The sequence below is a fragment of the Actinophytocola sp. genome, from assembly GCF_045807065.1.
Taxonomy (GTDB): domain Bacteria; phylum Actinomycetota; class Actinomycetes; order Mycobacteriales; family Pseudonocardiaceae; genus Actinophytocola.
Map to the genome: position 1 here is coordinate 1 of NZ_JBJMIE010000252.1, position 25,238 is coordinate 25,238.

Annotated in this window: 20 protein-coding genes, 1 tRNA gene and 1 pseudogene; 9 read left to right on the forward strand and 13 right to left on the reverse strand. The window is 72.3% G+C overall.

Annotated features, from left to right (window positions below; translation table 11 throughout):
- The 3 genes from ACJ73U_RS14795 to ACJ73U_RS14805 form a co-directional block, all read right to left on the reverse strand.
- Positions 1-1,667: hypothetical protein (locus ACJ73U_RS14795; RefSeq protein WP_407778185.1), on the reverse strand; the 1,667-nt coding region annotated here is incomplete at its 3' end.
- 59 nt (positions 1,668-1,726) lie between these two features.
- Positions 1,727-1,853 (reverse strand) — tRNA-OTHER (locus ACJ73U_RS14800).
- Positions 1,854-2,131: 278 nt separating this feature from the next.
- Positions 2,132-2,317, reverse strand: a complete 186-nt coding sequence (locus ACJ73U_RS14805) for a hypothetical protein (protein ID WP_407778186.1) — start codon at positions 2,315-2,317, stop codon at positions 2,132-2,134.
- 201 nt (positions 2,318-2,518) lie between these two features.
- Here ACJ73U_RS14805 and ACJ73U_RS14810 point away from each other — a divergent pair, with 201 nt between their 5' ends.
- From ACJ73U_RS14810 to ACJ73U_RS14835, 6 genes are all read left to right on the forward strand, one after another.
- Complete coding sequence (locus ACJ73U_RS14810; RefSeq protein ID WP_407778187.1) at positions 2,519-3,628, forward strand: DUF917 domain-containing protein; 1,110 nt, start codon at positions 2,519-2,521, stop codon at positions 3,626-3,628.
- On the forward strand, positions 3,621-5,114 hold the full coding sequence (locus ACJ73U_RS14815; protein ID WP_407778188.1) for a hydantoinase/oxoprolinase N-terminal domain-containing protein: 1,494 nt from the start codon (positions 3,621-3,623) through the stop codon (positions 5,112-5,114). Before ACJ73U_RS14810 ends, ACJ73U_RS14815 begins: the two co-directional genes overlap by 8 nt.
- A gap of 171 nt (positions 5,115-5,285) precedes the next feature.
- On the forward strand, positions 5,286-6,599 hold the full coding sequence (locus ACJ73U_RS14820) for a purine-cytosine permease family protein (RefSeq protein ID WP_407778189.1): 1,314 nt from the start codon (positions 5,286-5,288) through the stop codon (positions 6,597-6,599).
- Entirely contained in the window at positions 6,599-8,203 is a 1,605-nt protein-coding gene (locus ACJ73U_RS14825) for a hydantoinase/oxoprolinase N-terminal domain-containing protein (protein ID WP_407778190.1), read from the forward strand. The genes ACJ73U_RS14820 and ACJ73U_RS14825 overlap by 1 nt, the downstream gene beginning before the upstream one ends.
- Entirely contained in the window at positions 8,196-9,278 is a 1,083-nt protein-coding gene (locus ACJ73U_RS14830; RefSeq protein ID WP_407778191.1) for a DUF917 domain-containing protein, read from the forward strand. Before ACJ73U_RS14825 ends, ACJ73U_RS14830 begins: the two co-directional genes overlap by 8 nt.
- A 42-nt stretch (positions 9,279-9,320) precedes the next feature.
- Positions 9,321-10,283 carry an NAD-dependent epimerase/dehydratase family protein gene (locus ACJ73U_RS14835; RefSeq protein ID WP_407778192.1) on the forward strand — a complete coding sequence of 321 codons (963 nt, stop codon included), beginning with the start codon at positions 9,321-9,323 and terminating at the stop codon, positions 10,281-10,283.
- Here the strand turns inward: ACJ73U_RS14835 and ACJ73U_RS14840 are convergent, their stop codons facing one another.
- From ACJ73U_RS14840 to ACJ73U_RS14855, 4 genes are read right to left on the reverse strand one after another with little or no spacing between them, the layout of a single operon-like run.
- Positions 10,284-11,957, reverse strand: coding sequence for an ABC transporter family substrate-binding protein (locus ACJ73U_RS14840; protein WP_407778193.1), 1,674 nt, complete (start codon positions 11,955-11,957; stop codon positions 10,284-10,286).
- Between the two features lie 43 nt (positions 11,958-12,000).
- A complete protein-coding gene (locus tag ACJ73U_RS14845; protein WP_407778194.1) occupies positions 12,001-14,040 on the reverse strand; it encodes a dipeptide ABC transporter ATP-binding protein in 2,040 nt (679 codons plus the stop codon).
- Positions 14,037-14,951 (reverse strand): ABC transporter permease, encoded by a 915-nt coding sequence (locus ACJ73U_RS14850; protein ID WP_407778195.1) that lies wholly within the window; start codon positions 14,949-14,951, stop codon positions 14,037-14,039. Before ACJ73U_RS14850 ends, ACJ73U_RS14845 begins: the two co-directional genes overlap by 4 nt.
- A gap of 31 nt (positions 14,952-14,982) precedes the next feature.
- Positions 14,983-15,963 carry an ABC transporter permease gene (locus ACJ73U_RS14855; protein WP_407778196.1) on the reverse strand — a complete coding sequence of 327 codons (981 nt, stop codon included), beginning with the start codon at positions 15,961-15,963 and terminating at the stop codon, positions 14,983-14,985.
- A 196-nt stretch (positions 15,964-16,159) separates the two neighbouring features.
- Here ACJ73U_RS14855 and ACJ73U_RS14860 point away from each other — a divergent pair, with 196 nt between their 5' ends.
- A complete protein-coding gene (locus ACJ73U_RS14860; RefSeq protein WP_407778197.1) occupies positions 16,160-16,564 on the forward strand; it encodes a VOC family protein in 405 nt (134 codons plus the stop codon).
- Between the two features lie 2 nt (positions 16,565-16,566).
- On the opposite strand, the gene ACJ73U_RS14865 is transcribed toward ACJ73U_RS14860, so the two are convergent.
- Both ACJ73U_RS14865 and ACJ73U_RS14870 read right to left on the reverse strand, forming a co-directional pair.
- Positions 16,567-17,193 carry a DUF1345 domain-containing protein gene (locus tag ACJ73U_RS14865; protein ID WP_407778198.1) on the reverse strand — a complete coding sequence of 209 codons (627 nt, stop codon included), beginning with the start codon at positions 17,191-17,193 and terminating at the stop codon, positions 16,567-16,569.
- Between the two features lie 94 nt (positions 17,194-17,287).
- A complete protein-coding gene (locus tag ACJ73U_RS14870; protein WP_407778204.1) occupies positions 17,288-17,656 on the reverse strand; it encodes a hypothetical protein in 369 nt (122 codons plus the stop codon).
- A 169-nt stretch (positions 17,657-17,825) separates the two neighbouring features.
- On the opposite strand from ACJ73U_RS14870, the pseudogene ACJ73U_RS14875 reads away from it, so the two are divergent.
- Positions 17,826-18,020, forward strand: a pseudogene (locus ACJ73U_RS14875) (cyclase); the annotation flags it as partial.
- A 44-nt stretch (positions 18,021-18,064) separates the two neighbouring features.
- Here ACJ73U_RS14875 and ACJ73U_RS14880 read toward each other — a convergent pair.
- On the reverse strand, positions 18,065-18,934 hold the full coding sequence (locus ACJ73U_RS14880) for a MerR family transcriptional regulator (RefSeq protein ID WP_407778199.1): 870 nt from the start codon (positions 18,932-18,934) through the stop codon (positions 18,065-18,067).
- Positions 18,935-19,223: 289 nt separating this feature from the next.
- Between ACJ73U_RS14880 and ACJ73U_RS14885 the strand changes: the two genes are divergently transcribed.
- Positions 19,224-19,475 carry a hypothetical protein gene (locus ACJ73U_RS14885; protein ID WP_407778200.1) on the forward strand — a complete coding sequence of 84 codons (252 nt, stop codon included), beginning with the start codon at positions 19,224-19,226 and terminating at the stop codon, positions 19,473-19,475.
- A gap of 23 nt (positions 19,476-19,498) precedes the next feature.
- Here the strand turns inward: ACJ73U_RS14885 and ACJ73U_RS14890 are convergent, their stop codons facing one another.
- The 3 genes from ACJ73U_RS14890 to ACJ73U_RS14900 are packed head-to-tail and all read right to left on the reverse strand — an operon-like array spanning position 19,499 to position 25,097.
- Positions 19,499-20,362 (reverse strand): hypothetical protein, encoded by an 864-nt coding sequence (locus tag ACJ73U_RS14890; RefSeq protein WP_407778201.1) that lies wholly within the window; start codon positions 20,360-20,362, stop codon positions 19,499-19,501.
- Positions 20,359-24,774 (reverse strand): RHS repeat-associated core domain-containing protein, encoded by a 4,416-nt coding sequence (locus tag ACJ73U_RS14895; protein WP_407778202.1) that lies wholly within the window; start codon positions 24,772-24,774, stop codon positions 20,359-20,361. The genes ACJ73U_RS14890 and ACJ73U_RS14895 overlap by 4 nt, the downstream gene beginning before the upstream one ends.
- Entirely contained in the window at positions 24,771-25,097 is a 327-nt protein-coding gene (locus ACJ73U_RS14900; protein WP_407778203.1) for a type VII secretion target, read from the reverse strand. The genes ACJ73U_RS14895 and ACJ73U_RS14900 overlap by 4 nt, the downstream gene beginning before the upstream one ends.
- Between the last annotated feature and the right edge of the window lie 141 nt (positions 25,098-25,238).

Genomic DNA, 25,238 nt, shown 5'->3' on the forward strand with positions numbered 1-25,238 from the left:
CCGCCGACTGTCAGGGGCACGTCGATGAACTCGGTCGCACCGTTCGTCGCGTCGGTGATGTCGCCGGAGTGCACCACCCCGTCGTGGTGGTAGTTCGTCCAGGACACCTGGCCCGCGGTGTGGAACGAGTGGTCGAGCAGCAGCACCGACAGGTCGTAGTCGGTACGGCGGCTGGTCTGGCGCCAGTAGGTGAAAAAGCGCAACAGCTCACCGGATACCGATGCCCGCGAGCCCCTCGGCAGCACGGCGAATCCGCCTTCGGCCGCCTTGCCGGACAGTGGCAGTGCGACGTCGAGCACCTCCGGGTCCACCAGCAGCGGCCGCTGCGGCTCCGGCAGCCGGGCGCCGATCTCCGCGTCGAGCAGCGACGACAACCCGGCCACCAGCTCAGCCGGAAGCGGTGGCCGCGTGTCCGGCCCCACCCACGCGCGCCGCGACCGGTTCACGTACATCCGGGACGACGCCGGCGTCAGCCGGTTGCCGACGTGCTCGCGCAGCGAGCAGAGCACCCGGCCCGACGCGGAGCCGAGCGCACCCCTCACCGCATCGACCACAGCGGTCCGCTCCGATGCCGGCGCCAGCCGCAGCAGCCGGTCCGCGGACCGCAGGAGCAGTCCCGGCGCGGCCGACAGCACGGCCGCGGCCGACCCAATCGCACCGAGGCCGAACGCGGCCTCCGCGCGGCCGGCGACGCCGCGCACCCGGCGCTCACCACGCGCGACCGCGAACACGTCCTGCGCGTGCAGCCACCGGCCGTACTCGTGCGGGTGCAGCCGCTCACCGAGCCGCTTCCACGGCTCGGCGTGGCGTGCGACGTCGCCGAGCTTGTTCGGGTTCGCGCCGACGACCTCGTCCAGCGCCGCCAGCAGGATCCGCCGCTCCCGGCGCCGGAAGGCGCGGAACCGCGTCGGCACCGCGAGCGACACGTCGCCGCCGGAGACCTGGCAGGCCAGGCGCAGCACGTCGGTCGTGGTGTCCACGGCGACGAGCGGCCGGCCGAGCACCAGCCGGACCGCGTTGAGCACGGCGCGGTTCTCGCGCACCGGGATGGCGGCCGGCTGCTCGCCGTCCGCGCGGGTGATCGCCAGCTCGGTCAGGATCGCGAGGTCCGCCTCGCCGAGCGGCGTGGTGCTGCCGGCCAGGGCCAGGTAGAGCCGCGTCGCCTCCGTGTCGACGTCGTCCCCGAGGTGCAGCACGGTCAACCGGTCACCGGCCGCGGCGACGAACTCGTCGTGCGCGGCCAGCAGGTCGGCGTAGGTGTGCTGGTAGGTGCCGTAGCCCGGCAGGTCGAGCAGGTTGACCCCGCCCAGCACCGACCGCGACCACGCGCCGGTCGCCTCGCCACCGCCGGCGAGCACGGCGGCACGCAGCCGCTCGACCCAGAACTCGACGGTGTCCGGCACGCCGTCCGGGAAGCCGATGAAGTAGGCGTTGTGCCGGACGTGGTCGCCGACCAGCTCACGCACCGCGGACACGACGGTGGACGCGAGGTCCAGCGCCGGCCCGGTGGCCAGCCCGCCGAGGTGCGCCAGCAGCGCCCGCGACGCGGAGAACCCGACCTCGAGCAGCACCGCGTCCAGCTGCCGGGCCACGGGCGTGCCGTCGCCGGCCGCCGCGGTGCTGGCGGGCACGCGCAGCGTCTTCTGGATGATCAGCTTCTCGAGCACGGGTGCCTCCGGTTGCGACCTCCACAGTGGAGCGGAGTGGACAGTGGAAAACGAGAACGAGGGCCGTCGGGGACTCGAACCCCGAACCCGCTGGTTCAACAGGAGAAGGAAGCGCTGCCATGGCCGCGTGCGCGGAAAGCGGACGCACTATTCAGTCAGCTGCTCTACCAATTGAGCTAACGGCCCATCTTCACTTTGCGCCAGAACGAAGAAAGCCGCCTCGACAGGCGGCTCCGTGCGTGACATCACCTGGTCATGCTTGGGAACCCTCGGCAAGCGACCGCATGGCGGCCCTGATGCCATTGCGACACCACGTGGGTCGCAGGTGCGCCGTGCCGACCATCGCTTCTCCTCCAACCGTTCCGACGGGACAATCATGGCCGGCCCCCAGAATGGCGTCAACGTTATTTGTTTCCGAACAACAGGCGATTCCGTCGTGGCGTCACCCCCGATGCCGCACCGGATCACGAGTCCCGGGAACCGTTCGCCCGCCGCGACCTGGTGTGCGGTGCGGGTGCCGGTCCGGCCGCGTTCGGACTCCGGGCGAGGAGCAGCTCGCCAAGCAGCCTGCCGCGATCCTGGATGGGGGCCAGGTGGGTCCGCCAGTCCGCCGCGACGGCCCGCGCGTAGGCGTCCGCCGCGATCCGCACGACGGCACGTGCCGCGACCGCCCAGGCGCCGGAGGCGCCTGGGCGAGCAGCGCGAGCGACGACAGCCCCGGCGCGGAAAACAGCTCGCGGACGCTCGCCGCCCCTGCCTGCCTGGCGGTTTGTTGTTCCGCGACAAACACGACTCGTTTCCTGTTGTGTGAAACCAAGCACGCTGCGTGACCAGCCTACTAGCATGGCCGAATGCGGTTCGACGGGCAGTTTGACACCGCCAACCTCGCCGCGTTCGCCCGCGGCTGCGACGTGTTGGGGGCCGGCGGCGGAGGGCCGGCCGGGCAGGCGTTACCACTGGCGTTACACGCCGTGGCCGAGCACGGGCCGGTGCCGGTGGTCGAGCTGTCCGACCTGGCGGCGGACGAGCTGGTGATGCCGTGCGCCTACCTCGGCGCGCCCGAGGTGATCGTGGAGCGCATCGGCACCGGGCGTGAGTCGCTCGGCATCCGGCGCCAGGTCGAGGCGCACTTCGGGCGCCGGGTCGGCGCGTTGATGTGCACCGAGGTGGGCGGGTTCAACGGTCCCGGCTCGGTCGCGCTGGCCGCCCACGCCGGGCTGCCGCTGCTGGACGCCGACGGCATGGGCCGCGCGTTCCCCGGCGTCGAGCAGGTCGCCATGCAGGTCGCCGGCATCACCGCCAGCCCGTCGGTGCTCGCCGACGAGCACGGCCGGGTCGTGATGGTGCAGGCCGAGTCGGGCGAGTGGCTGGAGCGCCTGGCACGCAACGTGACGACCGCGTTCGGCGACCGGGGCGTGAGCAGTGAGTACGTGATGACCGTCGAACAGGTGCCCGGCGCCGTGCTCCCCGGGACGATCAGCAGGGCGATGAGCATCGGCCGGGTCCTGGACGAGTGCGCCGGCACGGCCACGACGGCCGCGGTGGACCGGCTCGCCGCGGAGTTCGGCGGGATCCGGCTGGCCGAGTGCCGGATCAGCAGGGTGCAGGCGGTGAAGAACGGGGCGAGCACGACGGTCGCGACCAACTCGCGGCGGACCGCGCTGCTGGAGGGCGTGCACCGCGACGAGGGCCGCTGGCTGCGGCTGGAGGCCGGGCACGAGTACCACGCGGTGCTCGAGGACGGCGAGGTCCGCGCCACCGTCCCGGACATCATCACCGTGTTCGACGTGCACACCGGGGAGCCGGTGCCGGTGCGGGAGCTGCGCTACGGGCTGCGCGTGGTGGTGCTCGCGCTGCCGTGCCCGCCGCTGTGGCGCTCGCCCGAGGCGCTCCGGCTCGTCGGTCCGCGTGCCTTCGGCCTCGCCGTCGACTACTCCCCCCTGGCGGTGAGCGATGTCTGACCACAGCTACCGGCTCGGTGTGGCGATGGACCGCGACCGGGTCTGCGGCGCGCTGGCGGACGCCGACGGGGACATCGTCGCGGCCACGGCGCAGCGGCTGACCGAGCCGCCGACGCCTGACGCCGCGCTGACCGCGGTGCTGTACTCGTTCCTGTCGGGCGGCCGCGCGGTGCGCAAGATCGACACGGTCGCGTTCGCCATCAACGAGGTGGACGAGCTCGTGGCGTTCTCGCGGGCGAGTGCGGACCGCTGGCACCCGTGGCACGCCGAGCTGGGGCCGGTCGCGGTGGTCCGGCTCGGCGCGGCGACGACCGCGGTCCCCCCGCTGGCACTGTGGCCGCCGGACCTGCGCGAGGAGGTCGTGCTGGCGCGCACCTGCGTCGCGGGTGGCGCCCGGCTGGACGGGACCGTGCTCGAGCCGCTGGACGAGGACGCTCTCGTGGACTTCGCGCGGTCGGTCGCCGGCCGGGTCACGGCCGTGGCGGTCACCGGTGTCTTCGCCACCCTCACCCCCGACCACGAGCTGGCCGCGGCGGCGGTGCTGGAGAGGGAGCTGGGCGGCTCGGTGCCGATCGTGCTGTCGCACGAGATCGGCGGCGCCGGCCTGCTGGAGCGGGAGAACGCCACCGTGCTCCAGGCCGCGATGACGGCGCCGGCGACCCTGGACGCCGAGATGCTGCAGAACCTGCTGGTGGAACACGACCTCGGGCACGCCGAGGTGTTCATCGCCCGCAACGACGGCACGATCGCGGCACTCGACCACGCGGCGACGCACCCGCTGGCGGTCTACGGCGGCGCGGCCGCCGCGACGGTCCGCGGCACGGCCCGGCTCGCCGGCGAGCAGGACGCGCTGGTGGCGTTGACCCGCGCGGACGGCACCGCCCCCGCGATCTGCGCGGTCACCGCGGGGCAGCCGAGGCTGACGGCGGGACACACGACGATCGCCGGCGTGCCGACCAGCCTGCGGGTGATCGCGCAGGTGCCGGCCCGGGCGCTCGGCGCGTCACCGGCGGACACCGCCGTCGACGTCTGCGCCATGGTTGAGGCGGTCGACCGCGCCAAGAGCGCACCGGAGGACCTGCCGCTGCTGCTGGGCGGCCCGGGCGCGGAGGAGCTCGCCACGGCGCTGCCGCTGCGGCTGAGCGGCACGCACGGTGTGCGCTGCCCACCGTGGGCGGCGGCCGCCGCCGCGGTCGGGGTCGCGACGGCACCGGTCGGCGGCGAGGCGGAGCGGGTGGTGCCCGTGCGTGGCGACGACGCGGCCGCCATGCGTGAGGCCGTGAGCGAGGCGGCTCGGGCGGCCGCGGTGCGTGCCGGCGCGGACCCGCGCCGGGCCCGGACGAAGCTGATCGAGGAGACGCCGTTGAGCTACCTCGCCGAGCCGGCGGTGGCACTGCGGGCACGCGCCGACGGCCCACCCCGCCCAGGGGTGGCCCACCCCACCGGCCCGCCCACCGCGGGCCCCGACCGACTGGTGCGGCGATGACCACCACACCACCCACCACACCCGACCAACCCCCGCGAGTCTCGCGTTCGGCACCCGCGAGTTGCGTTTTCGTGCACACCGGAACGTGCGCCACGACGCGACTCGGGGGTTCGCAACGCGCGACTCGCGGGTGCTGGGAGTGAGACTCGCGAGTGAAGGAGAGCTGAGCTGATGCTGGGGGCCGACGACTACGCGCTGGACCGCGTACCGGACCAGGCGCGCTACCCGTGGTGGACCGTCGCGGTGCAGCGGTTCGGGCAGCTGTCCGACCTGACCGTGTTCCTGCTCGGCGCCACACTGGGTGCCGGGATGTCGTTCTGGGGCGCGTTCTGGTCGCTGACGCTCGGGTCGGTGATCCTGGAGCTGGTCGCGGTGTTCACCGGGATCGCGGGGGTCCGGGAGGGACTGTCCACCTCGGTCCTCGCGCGCTGGACCGGGTTCGGGCGGCTCGGCTCCGCGCTGATCGGGCTGGTCGTCGCGACGAGCCTGATCGGCTGGTTCGGCATCCAGAACGCGATCTTCGCTGAGGGGTTGCACGCGCTGGTCCACGGGGTGCCCGTGTGGGTGTGGTCGATCGTGACCGGGCTCGGCGTGACCGCGCTCGTGGTGTACGGGTTCCGGTGGATGGCGTGGGTCGCCTACGTCACGGTGCCGGCGTTCCTGCTGCTGGCCGGCTGGTCGGTCGTCGGCGAGCTGTCCAGGCACAGCCTCGGGGACCTGTTGGGCACCAAGGGGTTCGGCGAGCCGATGTCCGTCGCGACCGGCGCGACGATCGTCGCCGGCTCCTACATCGCCGGCGCGGTGCTCACGCCGGACATGACGCGGTTCAACCGCACCACCGGGGACGTGGTGAAGCAGACGGTCGTCTCGATCACGCTGGGCCAGTACGTGCTCGGCCTGATCGGCGTCATCCTCGCCTACGCCATCAGGTCCGCGGACGTCGTGCAGATCTTCGCCGCGACCTCCGGCGTCGTCGGGATCGTCGTCCTGGTCTCGGCCACCGTCAAGATCAACGACTGGAACCTCTACAGCTCCTCGCTCGGGTTCGTGAACACCCTGTCCACCGTGTTCGGCCTGCGGCTGAACCGGGTCGTGGCGACGGTCGCGATCGGCGTGCTCGGCACCGCGCTGTCCGCGGCCGGGATCCTGGACCGGTTCGCCGACTTCCTCACCGTGCTCGGGGTCGCGATGCCCCCGATCGCCGGCATCATGGTCGCGGAGTACTTCCTCGTGCGCCGCTGGCGCCCGGCACTCGACGAGGCCCGCGCGGGCGGGCGGCTCCCGGCGACGGAGCCGGGCTGGGTACCCGCGACGCTGGTGATCTGGGTCGGCTCGGCGGTGCTCGGCTACTGGACCGAGCAGGTGCAGTTCGGCGTCCCCGCGCTCAACTCCCTCGTGGTGGCGGGGGTCGCGTACGTGGTCGCGGGCAAGGCCGGGCTGGTGCGCGGCACGAGGGAGCTGCCGGTCGCCGAGGGCACCGCGTGATGCGGGTCGGCATCGACGTCGGCGGCACCAACACCGACGCGGTCCTCCTCGCGGGCCGGCGGGACGACGACGTGCGCGTGCTGGCCGCGGTGAAGACCCCGACGACCGGCGACGTCACGGCCGGCGTCGTCACCGCGATCCGGGAGCTGGTGCGGAGCGCGCCGGCGGGGTTCGAGCCGGGCGGGATCACCGCGGTGATGATCGGCACCACCCACTTCACCAACGCCGTCGTGCAGGCCCGCGACCTGGCTCCGACCGCGGTGGTCCGCCTCGGGTTGCCGGCGACGGCGGCGCTTCCGCCGCTGACCGGCTGGCCGGAGCGATTACGATCGGCCGTCGGCGACCGGGCCTACCTCTGCCACGGCGGCTACGAGTACGACGGCAGCCCGCTGTCCACTTTGGACTCCGACGAGCTGCGGCGGGTCGCCGGCGAGCTGGGCGCGGCCGGGGTGCGGTCCGTCGCGCTGTCGTCGGTGTTCGCGCCGGTGAACGGGACGATGGAGCTGGAGGCCGCGGACATCCTGCGGGCCGAGGTGCCCGGGCTCCACGTGTCCTGCTCCCACGAGCTCGGCCGGATCGGCCTGCTGGAGCGGGAGAACGCCACGATCCTCAACGCCGCGCTGATCGAGCTGGCCGGGCGGCTCGCCGACGCGCTGACCGCCGCGCTCGCCGAGGCCGGGATCGCCGCTCCCCTGCTGCTGAGCCAGAACGACGGCACGCTGATGGACGTCGAGTACTGCCGCCGCTTCCCCGCCGCCACGTTCGCGTCCGGGCCGACCAACTCGATGCGGGGCGCGGGGTTCCTGTCCGGTGTCGCCGACTGCGCGGTGATCGACGTGGGCGGCACCACCACCGACATCGGCATACTCGTCGGCGGTTTCCCCCGTGAGGCGCCTGCGACCACCGACATCGCCGGCATCCGCACCAACTGGCGCATGCCCGACGTGCTCTCCCTCGGCATCGGCGGCGGCAGCCTCGTCCGCCACTTCTCCAGCGACGAGCAGACCATCGTCGGCCCGGACAGCGTCGGCTTCGACCTGACCCGGCGGGCGCTGGTGTTCGGTGGCGACACGCTCACGCTGACCGACGTCGCGGTCGCCGCGGGGCGCATCCGGCTCGGCACGACCAGCGCGCTGGTGCGCCGTTTCGACGACACCCGGGCCCGTGCCGTGCTGGCCGGGGTCAACGAACGGATCGCCGACGCGGTGGACCGGATGCGCACCTCCCCGGCGCCGCTGCCGGTGATCCTGGTCGGCGGTGGCAGCGTGGTGCTGCCGGACGAGTTCCCCGGCCTGCCCGACGTGCGCCGCCCGGAGCACTCCGACGTCGCCAACGCGATCGGCGCGGCGATCGCCAAGGTCGGCGGCGAGCTGGACCGCATCGTCCAGGTCGCCGACGGCACCCGCGAGCAGGTGCTCGCCGAGGTCAGCGCCGAGGCGGTCGCCCGGGCCGAGTCCGCGGGCGCGCGGCCGGGCAGCGTCCGGGTCGTCGAGATCGACGAGGTGCCGCTCGCCTACCTGCCCGGCGGTGCGACCCGGGTGCGGGTGAAGGCCGTCGGGGACCTCGACCTCGATCGCGTGCCGGCGGGGGCGCCCGGTGCGTGAGATCGACCTGGCGGACATCGACGACATCGCCCGGGGCGCGGGCATCCTGGGCACCGGCGGCGGTGGCGACCCGTACCTGGGCAAGCTCCTCGCCGAGGCCGCCATCACCCGGCACGGCCCCATCGCCGTCGTCACCGTCGACGAGGTCGCCCCCGACGCGGTGGTCGTCCCGGTCGCGATGCTCGGCGCACCGACGGTCACCCAGGAGAAACTGCCGAACGGCACCGAGACCCTGGCCGCGCTGCGTGCGCTGGAGGAGGCGTCCGGGACCGCGGCGACGCACCTGGTGCCCATCGAGATCGGCGGCATGAACTCGCTGATCCCGCTCGCCCTGGCCGCCGAGACGGGCCTGCCGGTCGTCGACGGCGACGCGATGGGCCGCGCGTTCCCCGAGGCGCAGATGGTGCTGCCGACTCTCGCCGGCGTGCCCACGAGCCCCATGGCCGTCGCCGACGACAAGGGCAACACGATGGTGCTCCGGACGGTGTCCAGCCTGTGGGCGGAACGGATCGCCCGCGCGGCCTGCGTGGCCACCGGGTGTTCGGTGTACACGGCCGACACGGTCATGACCGGCGCGCAGCTGTCCGACGGTCTGGTCGCCGGCACGATCACGCTGGCACAACGCCTGGGCTCGACGGTCCGCGGCGCCCGCGCCGCGCACGCGGACCCGGCCGCGGCCGTCGCCGCCGCGGTCGAGGGCGTCCACCTGGCCACCGGCAAGGTCGTGGACGTGCACCGCGCCACGACCGGCGGCTTCGCCCGCGGCACCGCCACCATCGCCGGCCCGGACGCGCAGCTGAGGCTGTCGTTCCAGAACGAGTACCTCCTGGCCGCCCGCGACGACGAGATCGTGGCGACCACCCCGGACCTGATCTGCGTCCTGGAAACCGACACCGGCGAACCCATCACGACCGAGTCCATGCGCTACGGCAACCGCGTCACCGTCCTCGGCATCCCCTGCGACCCGAGGTGGACGACCCCGGCCGGACTGGCACTGGTCGGCCCCCGCTACTTCGGCTACGACACCGACTACCGGCCACTGCCCCCACGGCCCGCACCCGAACCGGGCAGCTGAGCCGAGTGGACAGCGCCGTCGCGCGGTGGGGACGATCGGGGCATGACACATGTGGTGGTGCTGGGTGGGACCGGGCACATCGGCGGCTACCTCGTGCCGCGGCTGGTGGCCGCCGGGCATGAGGTGACGGTCCTGACCAGGGGCAAGGCGACGCCCTACCGGTCGGACGGCGCGTGGTCGGCGGTCACGACGGTCGTCGCGGACCGGGATGAGGAGGAGCGGGCCGGGACGTTCGGCGCGCGGGTCCGCGACCTCGAACCGGACGTGGTGATCGACCTGATCTGCTTCACGCTCGACAGCGCGCGGCACCTGGCCGACGCGCTGGACGGACGGGTGCGGCACTTCCTGCACTGCGGCACCATCTGGGTCCACGGCCCCAGCGTGGAGGTCCCGACGACCGAGGACGCGCCCCGCCGCCCCTTCGGCGACTACGGCGTGCGGAAGGCCGCGATCGAGTCGTACCTGCTGGACCGGGCGCAGCGCCACGGCTTCCCCGCGACCGTGCTGCACCCCGGGCACATCAGCGGGCCCGGGTGGGTGCCGATCAACCCGGCCGGCAACCTCGACCTGGCGGTCTACCGCCGGCTCGCCGGCGGCGAGCGGGTCGCGCTGCCCAACCTGGGCATGGAGACCCTGCACCACGTGCACGCCGACGACGTCGCGCAGTCGTTCACCGCGGCCATGGCCAACCGGTCGGTGGCCGTGGGCGAGAGCTTCCACGTCGTGTCACCGGCCGCGCTCACCCTGCGCGGCTACGCCGAGGCCGTGGCGAGCTGGTACGGGCGCGAGGCCGACCTCGAGTTCCTGCCCTGGGAGCAGTGGCGGGACACGGTCGAGCCGGGCGCCGCCGCGGCCACCTGGGACCACATCGCCCACAGCCCCAACTGCGGCATCGCGAAGGCGACCCGGCTGCTCGGCTACCGCCCGCGGTACAGCTCGCCGCAGGCCGTCCGGGAGGCCCTGGACTGGCTGGCCGCCCACGGCCAGGTCCCACCGGTCGAGTAGCTACTTCTGGATCCAGCCGATCTTGGTGTAGTCGATGGCGGCCAGGCCGGAGTTGCCGAAGTTGGCCAGGTTGTCCTTCACCGCGACGATGGACGGGCGGCGGTACAGCGGCCGGGCGTAACCGAGGTCCCACAGCTCCTTGTCGATCTCGTTGAGGATGGCGTTCCGCTTGTCGCGGTCCAGCTCCTTGGCGGCGTCCTTCAGGAGCTTGTTGATCTTGGCGCTCCCGATGTGGCCGAAGTTCTGCTCGACGTTGTCCTGGGTCAGGTCGAAGGACGGGATGACGGTGATCAGCGACGCGGCGTCCATCTGCGCCCAGTGGGCCAGCTCGAAGTCGCCCGGGGTGATCTGCTCGTCGAAGTAGCCGTCGGGGTCGACCTGCTCGACCTTGACCTCCACGCCGATCTGCGCGAGCTGGTGCTGGACGAGGACGGCCTCGTCGTCGCTGGCCGGGTTGTCGGCCGGGACGACGTCGCGGATCGTCAGGGTGCGGCCCTGCTTCTCGCGGTACTGGCCGTTGAGCTTCCAGCCCAGCTCGTCCAGGCGCTTCTTGGCGGCCTCGGGGTCGTAGCCGTAGCCCTTCGAGTTGTCCTGGTAGCCGGGGAAGCCCTCGACGAAGATGTGGTTGCCGAGCGGCTTGGCGTCCGGGATGAGCTGACCCACCTCCGCCTTCGTGATGGACGCGACGTCGATGCCGCGGATGACCGCCTTGCGGACCTCCTTGTCGGCCAGCGGCCCGGAACCCCCGCCGTTGAACACGATCCAGCGCAGGTTCGGCAGGGTCGCCCGGCGGAACGCGACGTGCGGGATCTGCTTGGCGCGCTTGTAGGCGTCGAGGTTGCCGGCGATGCCGGAGAAGTCGAGGCCGCCGTTCGCGAGGGCGTCGATGGAGGAGGTGCCGCCGGTGGTGGACAGGTTGCGGAAGATGATCCGGTCCAGCCGCGGCTGGTAGCCCCACCAGTTGGGGTCCCGCTTGACGATCACGGTCTTCGCGGTCTTGTCGATCTTGTCGACGGCGAACGGGCCGCCGGTGACCTTGGGCGCGGCGATCCAGCCCTTGTTGAACTCGTCGGGGTTCGAGGTCGCCGACTTCGGGTAGAGGACCTGGAAGACGCTGCCCCAGTCGGCGTAGGTCGGGTCGTAGGTGACGGTGAACGCGTACTCGTCGGCGCCCTTGGCGATGTCCGAGATGTTGGCGTAGCCGGCGGTCGACAGGGGGATGAAGGCCGGGTTCCTCCCGTTCACCGCCTGCCACTGCGACTTGTAGTCCTCCCAGGTGATCGGCTTCCCGTCGCTCCAGTGCGCCTTGCGGTTGAGCTTGTAGGCGACCTTCTGCGGGTTCTCCGAGACCAGCGTGAACGACTCGACGTAGTCCGGGTTGGGCTGGAACGACGCGTCCGGCTTCTCCCAGGACGGGGTCGGCATGATGGAGCGGGTGACCGGCGGGATGTCACCGCTGGTCGCGTCGCCCTGCAGTTCGTTGAACTGGTTCGGGAAGTCCTGGACCGGCCAGTTCAGGTCGCCGCCCTGCCGCAGGGTGTCCGGGTCGACCGGGTTGATATCGATCTGGTTGAGCGCGGCCTTGGGCGGTGGTGCCTCCGCGTTGTCCGTCCCGCCGCAGCCGGCCGCGGCCAACACGGTGATCAGGGTCAACGCCAGAACGGGACGTCGCACGGTTCGGGTTCCTTTCGGTCGGTCAGGCAGGGGTCGGGCAGGGTCAGGCATAGTGGCAGGCAACGTCGTGGTCCGTGCCGTGCTGGACCAGTTCCGGTGTCTTGTCCACGCAGTGCGCCCGGTCCGCCTCGGGCAGTGCCGCGCGGCGGAAACACCTCGTGTGGAAGGGACAGCCGGCCGGCAGGTGCGCCGGGTTGGGCAGGTCGCCGGTGAGCACGATGCGCTCCCGGCGCCGTTCGACCGGCGGGTCGGGAATGGGGACGGCCGACAGCAGGGCCTGGGTGTACGGGTGCAGCGGCGCGGTGAAGAGCGCCTCGGCGGCGCCGATCTCGACGATCCGCCCGAGGTACATGACCGCCGCCCGGTCGGCGATGTGCCGGACCACCGACAGGTCGTGCGAGACGAACAGGTACGCCACGCCGAGCTTCGCCTTCAGCTCGTCGAGCAGGTTGATCACACCGGCCTGGATGGACACGTCCAGCGCGGACACCGGCTCGTCGAGGATGAGGATTTTCGGTTGCAGGGCAAGGGCTCTGGCGATGCCGACGCGTTGCCGCTGGCCACCGGAGAACTCGGCGGGGAAGCGCCGCGCGTGCTCGGGCCGCAGGCCGACCAGGTCGAGCAGCTCGGCGACGCGGGCCCGGATCGCGGCCTTGTCGTGACCGTGGACCTGCAGGGGCTCGGCGATGATGTCGGCGACCGGCAGGCGTGGGTCGAGCGAGGCGACCGGGTCCTGGAACACGACCTGGACGTCGGCGCGCAGTGCCTTGCGAGCGGCCTTGTCCAGCTCGTGGGTGGTCCTGCCGAGGATCTCGACGCGGCCGGCCTGCGGCCGGGCCATGCCGAGGATCTCCATGAGCGTGGTGGTCTTCCCGCAGCCGGACTCGCCGACCAGGCCGAGCGTCTCGCCCTCGGCGATGTCGAAGCCGATGCCGTTGACCGCGTGCACGGTGCCGGCCCGCCGCCTGATGACGCTGCCCCTGGTGATCGGGAACGTCTTCGTCAGGTCACGCACGGACAGCACGATCCGCCGGTCCTGCCGGTCCACGGTGGCGCGCCGGGCCGTGGGCACCAGCTCGTCGGCGACGACCTCCTCGGCGCGGATGCACGCCGCGTACTGCCCGTCCGCCACAGGGGACAGTGCCGGTTCGACCTCCCGGCAGGCGTCGACGACCAGCGGGCAGCGCGGCGCGAACGGGCAACCGGTCGGGAGGTCCGCGAGGGACGGTGGCTGGCCGTCGATCGGGACGAGCGGGGATGCCGCGTCCAGCCGGGGCACGGCACGCAGCAGGCCCAGCGTGTACGGCATGCGCGGGTGGGCGTAGACGGCGTCGGTGGGACCGGTCTCCACCGCCCTGCCCGCGTACATGACCATGACCCGGTCGGCGAACCCGGCGACCACACCGAGGTCGTGGGTGATCAGCACGACGCTGGCGCCGGTGACGTCGCGGGCGGTCCTGAGCACGTCGAGGACCTGCGCCTGCACGGTGACGTCCAGCGCGGTGGTCGGCTCGTCCGCGATGATCAGGTCCGGGTCGCAGGCGATGGCCATGGCGATCACCACCCGCTGCCGCATCCCGCCGGAGAACTCGTGCGGGTAGGCCCGCGCCCGGCTCGGCGCGTCCGGAATCCCCACCAGGTCGAGCAGTTCCACGGCGCGGCGCCGGGCGTCCCGGGTGGACAGTGCCCGGTCGTGCGTCCGCAGCGCCTCGGCCACCTGGTCGCCGACGGTGAACACGGGGGTCAACGCGGAGAGCGGGTCCTGGAACACCATCGCCACCCGGCGGCCGCGGATCGCCGACAGCCGCTTGTCCGACAGGCCGAGCAGTTCCTGGCCGCGGAAGCGGATCGAGCCCGAGACGGCCGCGTTCTCCGGCAGCAACCCCATCACCGCCAGCGAGGACACGGACTTGCCCGAGCCCGACTCCCCGACGATGCCGAGCACCTCGCCGGAATTGACCACATAGGACAGTCCACGCACGGCACGCACCCTGCCCGTCTCGCCGGGGAAGGAGACGTCCAGGTCGTCGACCTCGAGGACGGGCGCGAGCACCTGATCGTCCGCTCCGCGAGCTCCGCTCACCGGCCGCCTCCCGACGACGGGTCGACGGCGTCGCGCAGGCCGTCGCCGACCAGGTTGACCGCCAGTACGAAGAGGACGAGGAACCCGGCGGGAGCGAGGAAGAGCCACGGGTAGGTGGTGGCGGAGCCGGTGCCGGCGGCGATCAGCGTGCCGAGCGAGACGTCCGGGGGCTGCACGCCGAACCCGAAGAAGCTCAGGCTCGTCTCGGTCAGCACGGCAACGCCGACGTTGATGGTCGCGTCCACGATCAGCAGGGACGCCATGTTGGGCAGGATGTGCTTGGCGATGATCCGCCACGCCGGCTGCCCCATGAACTTCGCGGCCAGCACGAACTCCCGCTCCCGCAACGACAGTGTCATCCCGCGCACGATCCGCGCGGTGATCATCCAGTTGAACGCCGCCAGCAGCGCCACGAACACCAGCCAGTTCGCGCCCTTGAACCACGGCGACGCGATCGCGATGATCAGGAACGACGGCAGCACCAGCAGCAGGTCCGTCACCCACATCAGCACCCGGTGGGGGACCCCGCCCAGGTACCCCGCGGTCGCGCCGACCACCGCCGACACCGACGTGGAGATCACCCCGACCAGCAGGCCGATCGTCAGCGACTTCTGCAGCCCGCGCATGACCTGCGCGAACACGTCCTGCCCGATCTTGTTGGTGCCGAACCAGTGCGACGGCGACGGCGCGGAGAGGAACGCGGCGTAGTCCAGGTCGTCGTAGCGCCACGGCACGAACACCGGGGCGACGAACGCCGTCAGGTACAGCGCGACGATCACCACGAGCCCGGCCAGCGCCAGCCGGCGGCGCGCGAACCGGCGCAGCACCAGCCCGCCCCGACTGATCGCCTGTGTCGGCGGCTCGACGGGGGCGGCACTCGCCGTGCCCTCGTCATCCCGCATCAACGTCATGGCTCTCCCACCACCGTGAGTTCCGGGTCGGTCATGTGCGCACCCGGATCCGCGGGTCGAGCGCCGCGTACAGGACATCCGAGAGCAACCCCGACACCAGCACCATGACGGCGACGAAGAGGGTGACCGTGGCGACGATGTTGGTGTCCTGGCTGGAGATGCCCTGCACCAGCCACTCCCCCATGCCGTGCCAGGAGAAGATCCGCTCGGTGAACACGCCGCCGGTGATCAGCAGCCCGAACCCGAAGCCGAACAGCGTGGCCATGGGGATCAACGCGGTGCGCAGCCCGTGCTTGACCAGCGCCCGGCCGCGGGTCAGGCCCTTCGCCCGGGCCGTGCGGAGGAAGTCGCTGCCCAGCACGTCGAGCATGGCGCTGCGCTGGTAGCGGCTGTAGAAGCCGATCTGCCACAGCGCGATCGTGACGGTGGGGACGATCAGGTACCGCAGCCGGTCACCCAGTGAGGCCAGCCAGCTCCCCTCGAAGCCGGGCGTCGACTCGTTGGTGTACCTGAGGTAGTCGCTGCCGGCCAGGTCGTTGACCTCCAGCGCGCCGTACTTGAGCAGCGTCCCGAGCACGAACACCGGCGTGGACAGGATCACGAACGAGGCGATCGTGATGACGTGGTCGCTCGGCCGGTACTGGCGGATGGCGGACAGCACGCCGAGCAGCACCCCGAGCAGGATGCCGACGGTGGTGCCGAGGAGGAACAGGCGCAGGCTCACCCCCGCGCGCCGCCACAGCTCGTCGGTGATCGGCTGCCCCTGCCAGGTGTTGCCGAAGTCGCCGTGCAGCGCGCCGGTCAGCCAGGTCAGGAACCGCTGCGGGATGGGTTGGTCCAGGCGCAGCTCGTGGAACTTGGCCTGGATGGTCGCCGCCGGCGGCGGCGGTTGACGCTGCCGCAACAACCCGAGCGGGTTGAAGGTGGCCGCCGCGAGCGTGAACGCCAGGAAGGTCGCGACCAGGCAGAGCACGACGTAACCGATCAACCGCCGAGCCAGGTAACCGAGCACGTTCCCTCCGTAAGAGACTGCACGCGGATTCTCACCGGCGGGACACTATCCGTACACGTCGTCTCACCGGCTGAGACTAGGCGACGTGATCAGGCGATCTCGACCAGGCGGCATTCCCATTCGCCCCAGCCCGAATTGGGAACCCGACAAAGAGACCAAAAACCCGGAGACATTCCCGCTGCCGTAGTTTGCCGACATGGCGCGGCTACAGCTCACCGCGATCCTCGTCGAGGACTACGACGACGCGATCGCCTTCTTCACCCGTGCACTGGGATTCGAGTTGGCCGAGGACTCGCCCTCCCGAACCGACGACGGCCGTCCCAAGAGGTGGGTGGTCGTCCGCCCGCCGGGCGCGGAGACCGGCATCCTCCTCGCTCGTGCCGACGGCGACCACCAGGTCGAGGCGATCGGCAACCAGCATGCCGGCCGTGTCGGGTTCTTCCTCCGCGTGGACGACTTCCAGGCCAGCTACCGGCGCATGCGCGCCGCCGGAGTCGAGTTCCTCGCCGAGCCGCGAACCGAGCCCTACGGCCAGGTCGTCGTCTTCCGCGACATCGCCGGCAACCGTTGGGACCTGCTCGGCCCGCCGGCCTCCTCCTGACCTCAGCCGGTGACGGCGCCGGCGACGAGGTTGATCGTGGTGGCCAGGACGCTGGTGCCGAACACATAGGACAGCAGCGCGTGGCGCAGGACGATGGCGCGGATCGCCGTGCTCGACACGGAGGTGTCGGAGACCTGGTAGGTCATGCCCAGGTTGTAGGCGAAGTAGAGGAAGTCGCGGTAGGTCGGCGGGTCGGCGGAGTTGAAGTCGATGCCGCCCTCGGGTGGCAGGTAGTAGATGTGGGTGTAGCGCGTGGCGTACATCAGGTGCAGCGCGGCCCATCCCGTGAACACGCCGGTGAGGGCGAGGGCCGCCGCGACGGCGGAGTCGCGCAGGACGAGCAGGATCACGATGCCGACGAGGCCGCCCAGTGCGACCGCGACGACCATGATCTCCTCGAGGACCGGGCGGAAGTCCTCGCGCCAGGTGTGCTGGCGGGTGGCCGTGGCGTCCATCGGCCACAGCGTCAGCCAGCCCACCACCAGGAAGAGCGCCTCGGCCAGCGCGATGCCGGTGACCACCCCGACCGGCACGTCGGACAGCACGCCCACGACCAGTCCGGCCACCGCGCCGATGGCCACCGCGACGCACAGGCGGGTGACCGCCGACAGTTCCTTCCACGCCCTCATCGGCGCTCACGATACTGTGCCGTGCCGGACCGGCCGGTGCGGTCACGAGGTCGGCCGCGCCTGGACCACGAGCACGGGGAGCACGGGGACGGGCCTACTCGGCCGCGGGCTCGCGGGGGGTCGCTTCGTGGCCGGGGACGCCGGGGGAACGGCGACGGCGCTTCAGGCCTGCCTCGTAGACGTGGGCCATGCCGCCGGTCAGCTCGCGGACCGCGCGCTCGTGCTCGCGGAACGGCCGGTAGTAGGTGTCCTCATAGTCCTCGACCACCTGGAAGGTCCAGCGGCCCGGCAGCACGTTGCGGCCCAGCAGCTCGCGGGACAGGCGCTCGGCGAGGTCGGTGTGCCCGGCCTCGCCGAGCAGCTCGATGGCGCGTTCGAGCTTGAAGTCGGCCGAGCCGGTCAGCTGGTGGAAGGCGTACAGGTGGCCACGCGCCACCTCCACCGTCTCCAGTGCCTCCGTCATCGTGCCGACCGCCTCCACCGTGGTCTCGTCCAGGGAGTCGCGCCAGCCGCCCTCGTCGAGCCGGGGGTCCCCCGTCCTGCGCTGCGTCTCGCCGTCAAACGTGTAGGTCATGACCGCCCGGGTACCCGGCCGTCGTCCATCGATGCACAAACGATGCAGTGGAGAACACGATGAGCACCATCACCGAGTCGGTCGACGTGACATCGACCCCGAGGGCTTCGTGGAGCAGGTGGGCGACAAGCTCGGCGTGCTGAACCACCGCGTGAAGAACGACATGAAGCGGTTCAAGGAGTTCATCGAGCAGCGCGGCGAGGAGACGGGCGCGTGGCGCGGCGACGTCAGCCGCCCCGGCGCCGCTGGTTGAGGCGCAGGCACGGGGCGCGACACTGCTCGCCGGCCGCCCTGTGCTCAGGCGAGCGTGGTCAGGGTCGCGAGTGCGTCGGTCAGGTTGTCGAGGTGCTCGGCGCTTCCCCGGCGCCGCGCCGGCCAGCCGGGGCCCGCGGTCATGAGACGGGACGGGAAGCGCCGGAGCCGGCGCAGTGCCTCCGGGTTCGCCGTGTCCGCCCGCTGGGACCACAGGACCACGACCCGCGGAGACGTTGCCCGCACCGCGTCGACCAGGCCGGCCAGGGGTACGGCCGCGCCCAGCATGCGCACGGGCACGTGCCGCTCGGCCAGGGCCGCCGCCAGCGCCTCGAGCGGCAGCGAGTGCTGTTCGCCGTCGGCGCACGCGAGCATGACGGCCGGTCGGCCGTCCGGGGCCAGCGGCGCGACCTGGTGCAAGGCCGCCGCCACCGCCCACGAGATCACGTGCTCGCGCGGGACGCACGCCTCGTCACCGGCACGCGCCGCCTGCTCGGCCTCGACGTCGTGCATGGCGGGGCGGCACAGGCGCTCCCAGACCGGGACCACGCCGAACGTCCGGACGGCCTCCAGGACGATCGCGCGGCAGGCGGGGCTGTCGAGGCGGTGGCTGGCGGCGGCCAACCGCTCCCGGACCTCGTCGAGCGCCGCGGTGGGCACCTCGCCGTCGACCCGGCGGGCGGCGTCGGAGGCGAGCATGCCGGACCTGATCAGGTCGCGCATGTTCTCCAGCCGGACGATGTCCTCGGCGGTGTACCTGCGGTAGCCACCCGGCCTCGGCGCCCGGGGACCCACGCCGTACCGGCGGTGCCAGGAACGCAACGTCGGCTCCGGCACCCCCAACGCCCGGGCCACCTGCCCCGCGGTGTACACGCGGGCGTCCGCCACGGGAGTGCGGTCGCCTCGTTCGAGCACCCCACCATCATCGCAGCTCGTACACCGTGGGTGTTGCCGTACGCCACCCGGGTAACCCCAGAACGACGCACGAACGACGCGAACGGGCACGGAAGGTAGCGATTGAGGGCAGCGTCCAACGCCTCACCGAACCGTCCCAGTCCCACCGGTCACAGAAGTCACAGCCGCCACAGCACCAGGAACGTCCGGTGGAGATCCGCCGAACCGACCGTCGGCGCGGTGGGGTGGGCGGTATGCTGCTCGGGATTTCCTCGGGACAACCCGAGACTACAGACGACGGCACGGACGGATGGGCGGACAGAAGATCGCGGGGCAGTACGAAAGTTCTAGGGGGCAGAAGCAACAGGTGTTCGGACGGGTCGATCCTTTCTGTCTGTTCGCCGTGGTGCCGCTGCTGGTTCTGGCGGGCCTGTTCATGTGGGGCGGCATCGCGGTCGTCGGTGTGGTGTTCATCGTGCTCGCGTTGCTGGTCGTGGTGATCGACTCCTGGGCCAACCGCCCGATCAAGAGGTCCGAGCCGCGCTACCGCGACGAGCGCTGAACCGTGAGGAGCGCCTGCGCGGCTCAGGCGGCGCCTTCGTCGAGCTGCTTCTGCAGGAAAGCGGCGTGCTTGGTCTGCCGGTAGGTGCCGTCCGTGAGTCCGATCTCGCGGGCCTTCTCCTCGCTGATCGGGGTCAGGGTGCCGTCGGCGGTCTCCGCGGCGCCGAACTCGCCGGTGTCGACGCCGGGAGTGGAGTTCGGCCGGTGGTAGATCGGCGGGTCGGCCGGGAACAGCTCGCGCAGCGAGTCGTCGTGGTCGACGACCGACCAGGTGCCGTCCTTGACCAGGCTCTCCTCGGTGTAGACGTAGCCGCGCGGGGCGTCCCGCAGCCTGCCGACCTGGCCGTTCGGCGACGTGCCGGCGAACAGGCCGATCGCGGTGCCGAAGCTGTTGCGGCACAGGGCGACGGCCACGTGGTAACCGCCGGCGGCGGCCGGGATGGCCACCACGTCGCCCGGCTTGAGCTTGGCGACCCGCTTCTTCGGCGTCTCGACGGTGAGCCCGCGGATCTCGTCGGGCTCGGCGTCGGAGAGGACGACCCGCCCGCCGCGCAGCTCCCCGAGCACGGCGGCGGCCAGCCGCTTGGCGTCCACCGGCGCGCCGTCGCGCGCCTTCGCCTGCTCGGCCAGCGCGTTCAGCTGCTCCCGGGCTTCCTCGAACACGTTGTCGTCCAGGTCGCCCACCCGCGACGGCGCGTCGCCGCGGTACGGCTTCTTCCCGGCGAGCGTCGCGGTGAACCGCATCGGCTGGTCGAGGGTGCCGTCGGTCGCGTCGCTCAGCACCGGCACCGACCAGCTCAGGACCTCGAGGAACTCGGCCAGCGTGGGCGGGGACCCCAGCTCGTCCGCCATCTCGGCGACGACCTCACCGAACCCGACGTCGGTCACCCACATCCTCCTGCGCCTGTGCCACCGGCCTGCTTCCGCCGCATGTATTCCTGGTACTCGGCGACCCGCTTGTCGTCCATCGGCCGCTGCCGGTTGCCACGATAGTTGTCGCCGTCACGCCCGATCAACGTGCCGTGGTCGCGGGCGAGGTCGTTCTCCATCAGCCGGGACTCGCCGTAGGTGCGCGTGCCGGCCTTGACCTCGAGGTTGTCGCCGTTCGCCGCGTTGAACCGGTTGTGGTTGGCCGCGTGCCGGGCTTCGGTGTCGGCCGCGGTCATCGTCGGCCCGAAGATCCCCGAGTAGTAGACCTCGCCCGCCGCGTCCTTGAGGACGTAGTTGCGCCAGCCCGGCCGGTCCAGCCGCCCGAAGCGGGTGTCGCTGATGAGGCCGAGCGGGTCGAGGTAGGCCAGCGGGTTGGTCACGTAGCCGTGGTTGTTGGGTGCCGGGTCGAGGCCCAGCGGGTCGGGGGTGGTGTACCGGCCGGTCTCCGGGTCGTAGTACCGGTGGGCGTTGTAGTCCAGGCCCGTCTCGTGGTCGTGGTACTGGCCGGGGAAGCGCAGCAGGCAGTTCGTGCCCGAGGCCGCGGTGCGGTAGTGGTTGCCCCACAGGTCGGCCTGCCGGCGCCAGTCGACGCGGCCGTCCTGCGTGATCAGCTCGGTCGGGGCGCCGACGAGGTCGGTGACGATCGCGTGGAACTGCCGGCCGATCACGTGCTGGGGCGCGTCGGCGTGGAACGTGCGCCGGTCCTGGCTGACCGGTGCCCACGCGCCGGGCTCGTAGTCCCAGGAGGTCGCGGTGACCACACCGGCGTCGACCTGCTCCTGCTCGACCAGGATCTCGCCGTCCCAGGCGAACCTGGTCTCCTCGACCAGGCCACCGTCGTCGCCGACGCGCTGCTTGGCGATCCGCCGGCCCAGCGCGTCGTAGCGGTACCGCCAGCGGTGTCCGGCCGGGTTGACCGCCTCGACCAGGCGGTCGCCCACGCCGTAGCGGTAGTGCCAGACCTGCCGCGTGCCCGACGGCGTGGTGCGCAGCTTGCGGACCAGCCGGCCCTGGGTGTCGTGGTCGAAGTGGGTGCGGCCGGCGCGGCGCAGCAGCGTGCCGGTGGCCTCCCGGGGGCCGGCCACCGGGGAGTCGCCGGCGCGGGTGTCGGCGGCGAAGGTGATGTTGCCGGTGAGGTCGTAGGCGTAGTGCTCGGTCCAGCCCTCGGCCCGGACGGTGGTGACCCGGCCGATCGGGTCGAGGTCGAAGCGCGCGACGCCGGCCGCGCTGTCGGCGATCGAGACCGGCACGCCGTCGGCGCGGTAGGTCCAGGCGCGGCTGTGCAGCACCCGGCCGGCGCCGGTGCCGTCCGCGCCGACCAGCCGGCGGGCGGCCAGCCGGCCGGTGCCGTCCCACGTGCTGGTCAGCGCCACGCGGGGGCCGAGCCAGCGGCGGGTCTCCTGGTTCGCGGCGTTGTACTCGAAGGTGATCGGCAGCGCGGCCGAGGTCAGCCGGGTGGGTCGGCCGGTCGAGTCGTACTGCCAGGTGGAGGTGTGGCCCGCCGGGGTGGTCCGGGACAGCCGCCGGCCGATCGGGTCGTAGGTGGCGGTGAGCGTGCGCCCGTTGACCGTCTCGGTGAGCACCCGGCCCATCGGGTCGCGGGTGAGCCGGACCTCCGCGTCCGCGTTGTCCGCGCTGACCAGGCGACCGGCGCGGTCGTAGCCGAACGTGGCGTGCAGGCCCTCGCCGCGCTGCGCGGTGATGCGCCCCAGCTCGTCGTGCGTGACCTCGACCGTCTGCCCCGCGCTGTCGGTGAGGCTCGTGAGCCGGCCGGCGGCGTCGTGCGCGTAGGCGACGGCGCGGCCGTTGAAGTCCTGCTCGCCGACCAGGCGGCCGGCCAGGTCGTAGGTGTACTGCCACCGCAGGCCCTGCGGGTTGACGACCTCGGTCAGGCGCAGCTCGGTGTCGTGCGTGAAGGTGTGCCGCGCCCCGTCGGGGTCGGTGCGCGCGGTCACCAGGTGGAACGGCCCGACCTCGAAGCGGGTCACGAACCCGGTGCGTCCGGTCTGCTCCACCAGGTCGCCGTTGCCGTCGTACCGCCAGGTCTCGCTCGTGCCGTCCGGGTGGGTGCGGCGGACGGGTTCGTCGGCCGGTCCCCACTCGGTGGTGGTGACCGCGCCGAGCGGGTCGGTGACGGCGACCACGCGGCCGCGTTCGTCCAGCGTGTAGGTCACGGCCCGGCCGCCGGCGTCCGCGACGGAGGTCGCGAGTCCGGCCGCGTTGGTGGTGACGGTGGTGGCGTGCCCCAGCGCGTCGACGATCAGCCGCGGCTCGCCGTGCTCGCCGTACCCGTAGCTGGTCACCGCGCCCGCCGGGTCGACCTCGGCGGTGAGGTTGCCGCGTTCGTCGTAGACGTAGCGCCACCGCCCGCCGTCGGGACCGGTGATCTCGACCGGCCGGCCGGACTCGTCGTAGGTCGCGTGGACCGTGGTGCCGTCCGGGCGCTCGATGTGGGTCGGGTTGCCGTCGGCGTCGCGGGTGTAGCGGGTGGTGGCGCCGAGCGGGTCGGTGTGCGACACCAGGTGGTGGTAGTCGTCGTACTCGGTCAGCTCGGTGTTGCCGAGCGGGTCGACCACCTTGGTGAGGTGCTGGTTCTCGTCGTAGTGGTAGACGGTCCGCCCGCCGAGGCTGTCGGTGACGGTCGTGGTCCGCGCGGCGGGGTCGTAGTGGAAGTCGGCGGTCAGGTAGTCGCCGTCGCCCTCGCCGCGCACGACCCGGCCGGCCGCGTCGTAGTGGTAGCGGTAGCGGTGGTCGGCGCGGTCCACCCAGCCGGTGACGCGGTCGGCGTCGTCGACCTCGTAGCGGTAGGGCCGGCCGGCGGTGTCCACGACCTCGGTGAGCCGGCCGCGGTCGTCGTAGCGGTACTCGGCCAGGGTGACGTCGGCGGCGTGCGCGGGCAGCAGGCGCAGGCCGGTCACGCGCACGCCGCCGGACGTGACCGCGGTCGTGACGGCGACGCGGTAGCCGGGGTGGACGACCTCGGTCGGGTAACCCTCCTCGTCGTACCGGTAGTCCACGCGGTTGCCGTTGCGGTCGGTGAGCGCGGTGATCGGGCGCGTCGAGTAGCCGGCGGGGTGGGGACCGAAGTGACGGACCAGGCCGGTCCCCGGGTCCTCTACGCGGTAGGTGTCGGTGTCGGCGTCCCAGGTCAGCGGCCAGCGCGCGCCGGCGACGGGCAGCGTGGCACCGCTCGGCTCGCGGTACAGCAGGACCTGGGCGTCGTCACCGAAGTAGCCGACGGCGTCGGCGCCGACCTCGAGTCTCTGGTCCAGTGTGGACGACCAGCCGGGGCCGTGCAGCCGGCCGCCGCGGTAGCCGGAGGCGTAGGCACGCCGCAGGACGAGCGGCAGCAGGCCGGGCAGGTCGACGTCGGTGGCGCTGGTGATCATCTGGCCGGAGACGGCGTCCACCGGGTCGCCGCCGCGGGCGTCGGTGCCGCGGTTGCCCTCCGACTTCTGCCCGCCGACGGCGCCGTCCTCCACCGCCGCGTGGGTGCCCTGGCCGTTCGGCGTCTCGTGGGGCGTGGCCGGGGTGGGCTCGTGCACGCGGGGCGGCGGCACCACGTCGACGGCCTCGGCCGCCCGCGTCGCCGAGCTCTCGGCGGCGCGGGCGCCCTTGGGGGCGAGCTTCGCGACGACCGTGTCGAACGCCTCGAGCAACCTGGGCAGCAGGCCCTTGAGGTTGGCCAGCGAGCGCAGCAGCTTGGCGATCGTGTTGCTGATCATCGAGGTGACGCGGCCGATCTCGCTGATCGCCGTGCGCACGGCCTCGCTGGCACCGAACGGTCCGGTCAGCACGGTCAGCCCGATCGACTTGACCAGCCACGCGACCAGCGCCGAGATGGCCTCGCGGACCATCGTCCGCACGGCACCGACCAGCCCGCCGACCAGGGACATCTGCTTGCCGCTGGACGCGCAGAGCTTCGCGGCCTCCCGCATGGCGGTGATCTTCTCCGCCGCCTCCCCGCGGTAGGTGTCCGCCGCGTCGCCCTTCCACGTGGCGATGTCGGTCTTCACGGCCGACTCGAGCTGGTCGGCGTTGCCGGACAGCGCGGTGGCGACGTTGGTCCAGGTCTGGGCGTAGGCGTCGATGACCGGCGGGTTGCCACCGAGCTTGTCGAGCATCTTGCGGGCGGGCTCGAGGTGCTCCATCACCCAGGAGGCGGCCCAGCGCAGCAGCGTGCCGATCGGGTCGAAGTAGACGGAGGCGGTCTCCAGCGCCGTGCCCACGGTGCCGAGGCCGGCCTCGATCCAGCTGCCGTTCTCGATGCCGCTGATCAGCCCGTCGAGGCCCTCGACGGCGCCGATCCCGCTGAACCACCGCGGGCTGTCCTGCGCCTGCGCGACCAGCGGGTTGGTTTCGGTGGTCATAGGTGCCGTTCCTGGTCGCCGAAGATGGTGACCTTGTCGGTCTCCATGGAGTCGTAGGAGCGCGCGACGGAGTCGAGGGTCTTCTTGATCTCCTCCGCCCGCGCGATCGCGTTGGAGACGGCCGTGACGCCCCGGTCGTGCAGCGGGGAGACGAGCCAGCCGCCGATCCCGAGCTCCGCACCGATGAGGCCGAACGCGTCGGCGGGCAGGCTCTGGGAGTTGGCGGCCTGCAGCGCCGGGTCGAGCTGGCCGACGATGCGCGTCACGTTGGTGGCGTGCCGCTGCACCATGTCGATCTCGACGCCGTAACCGTCGGCGGTCATTCGTCCGCCCACACCTTCGTGGACAGCTCATCCGCGTCGCCCTGCTGCGGTGGCGGCGGTTTCGGCTTTTCCTCGATCATAACGCGCGCAAGGCGCTCCGGCACCGCGGTCTCGCCGGCCGTGCGCTTCGGCGTGGGCAAC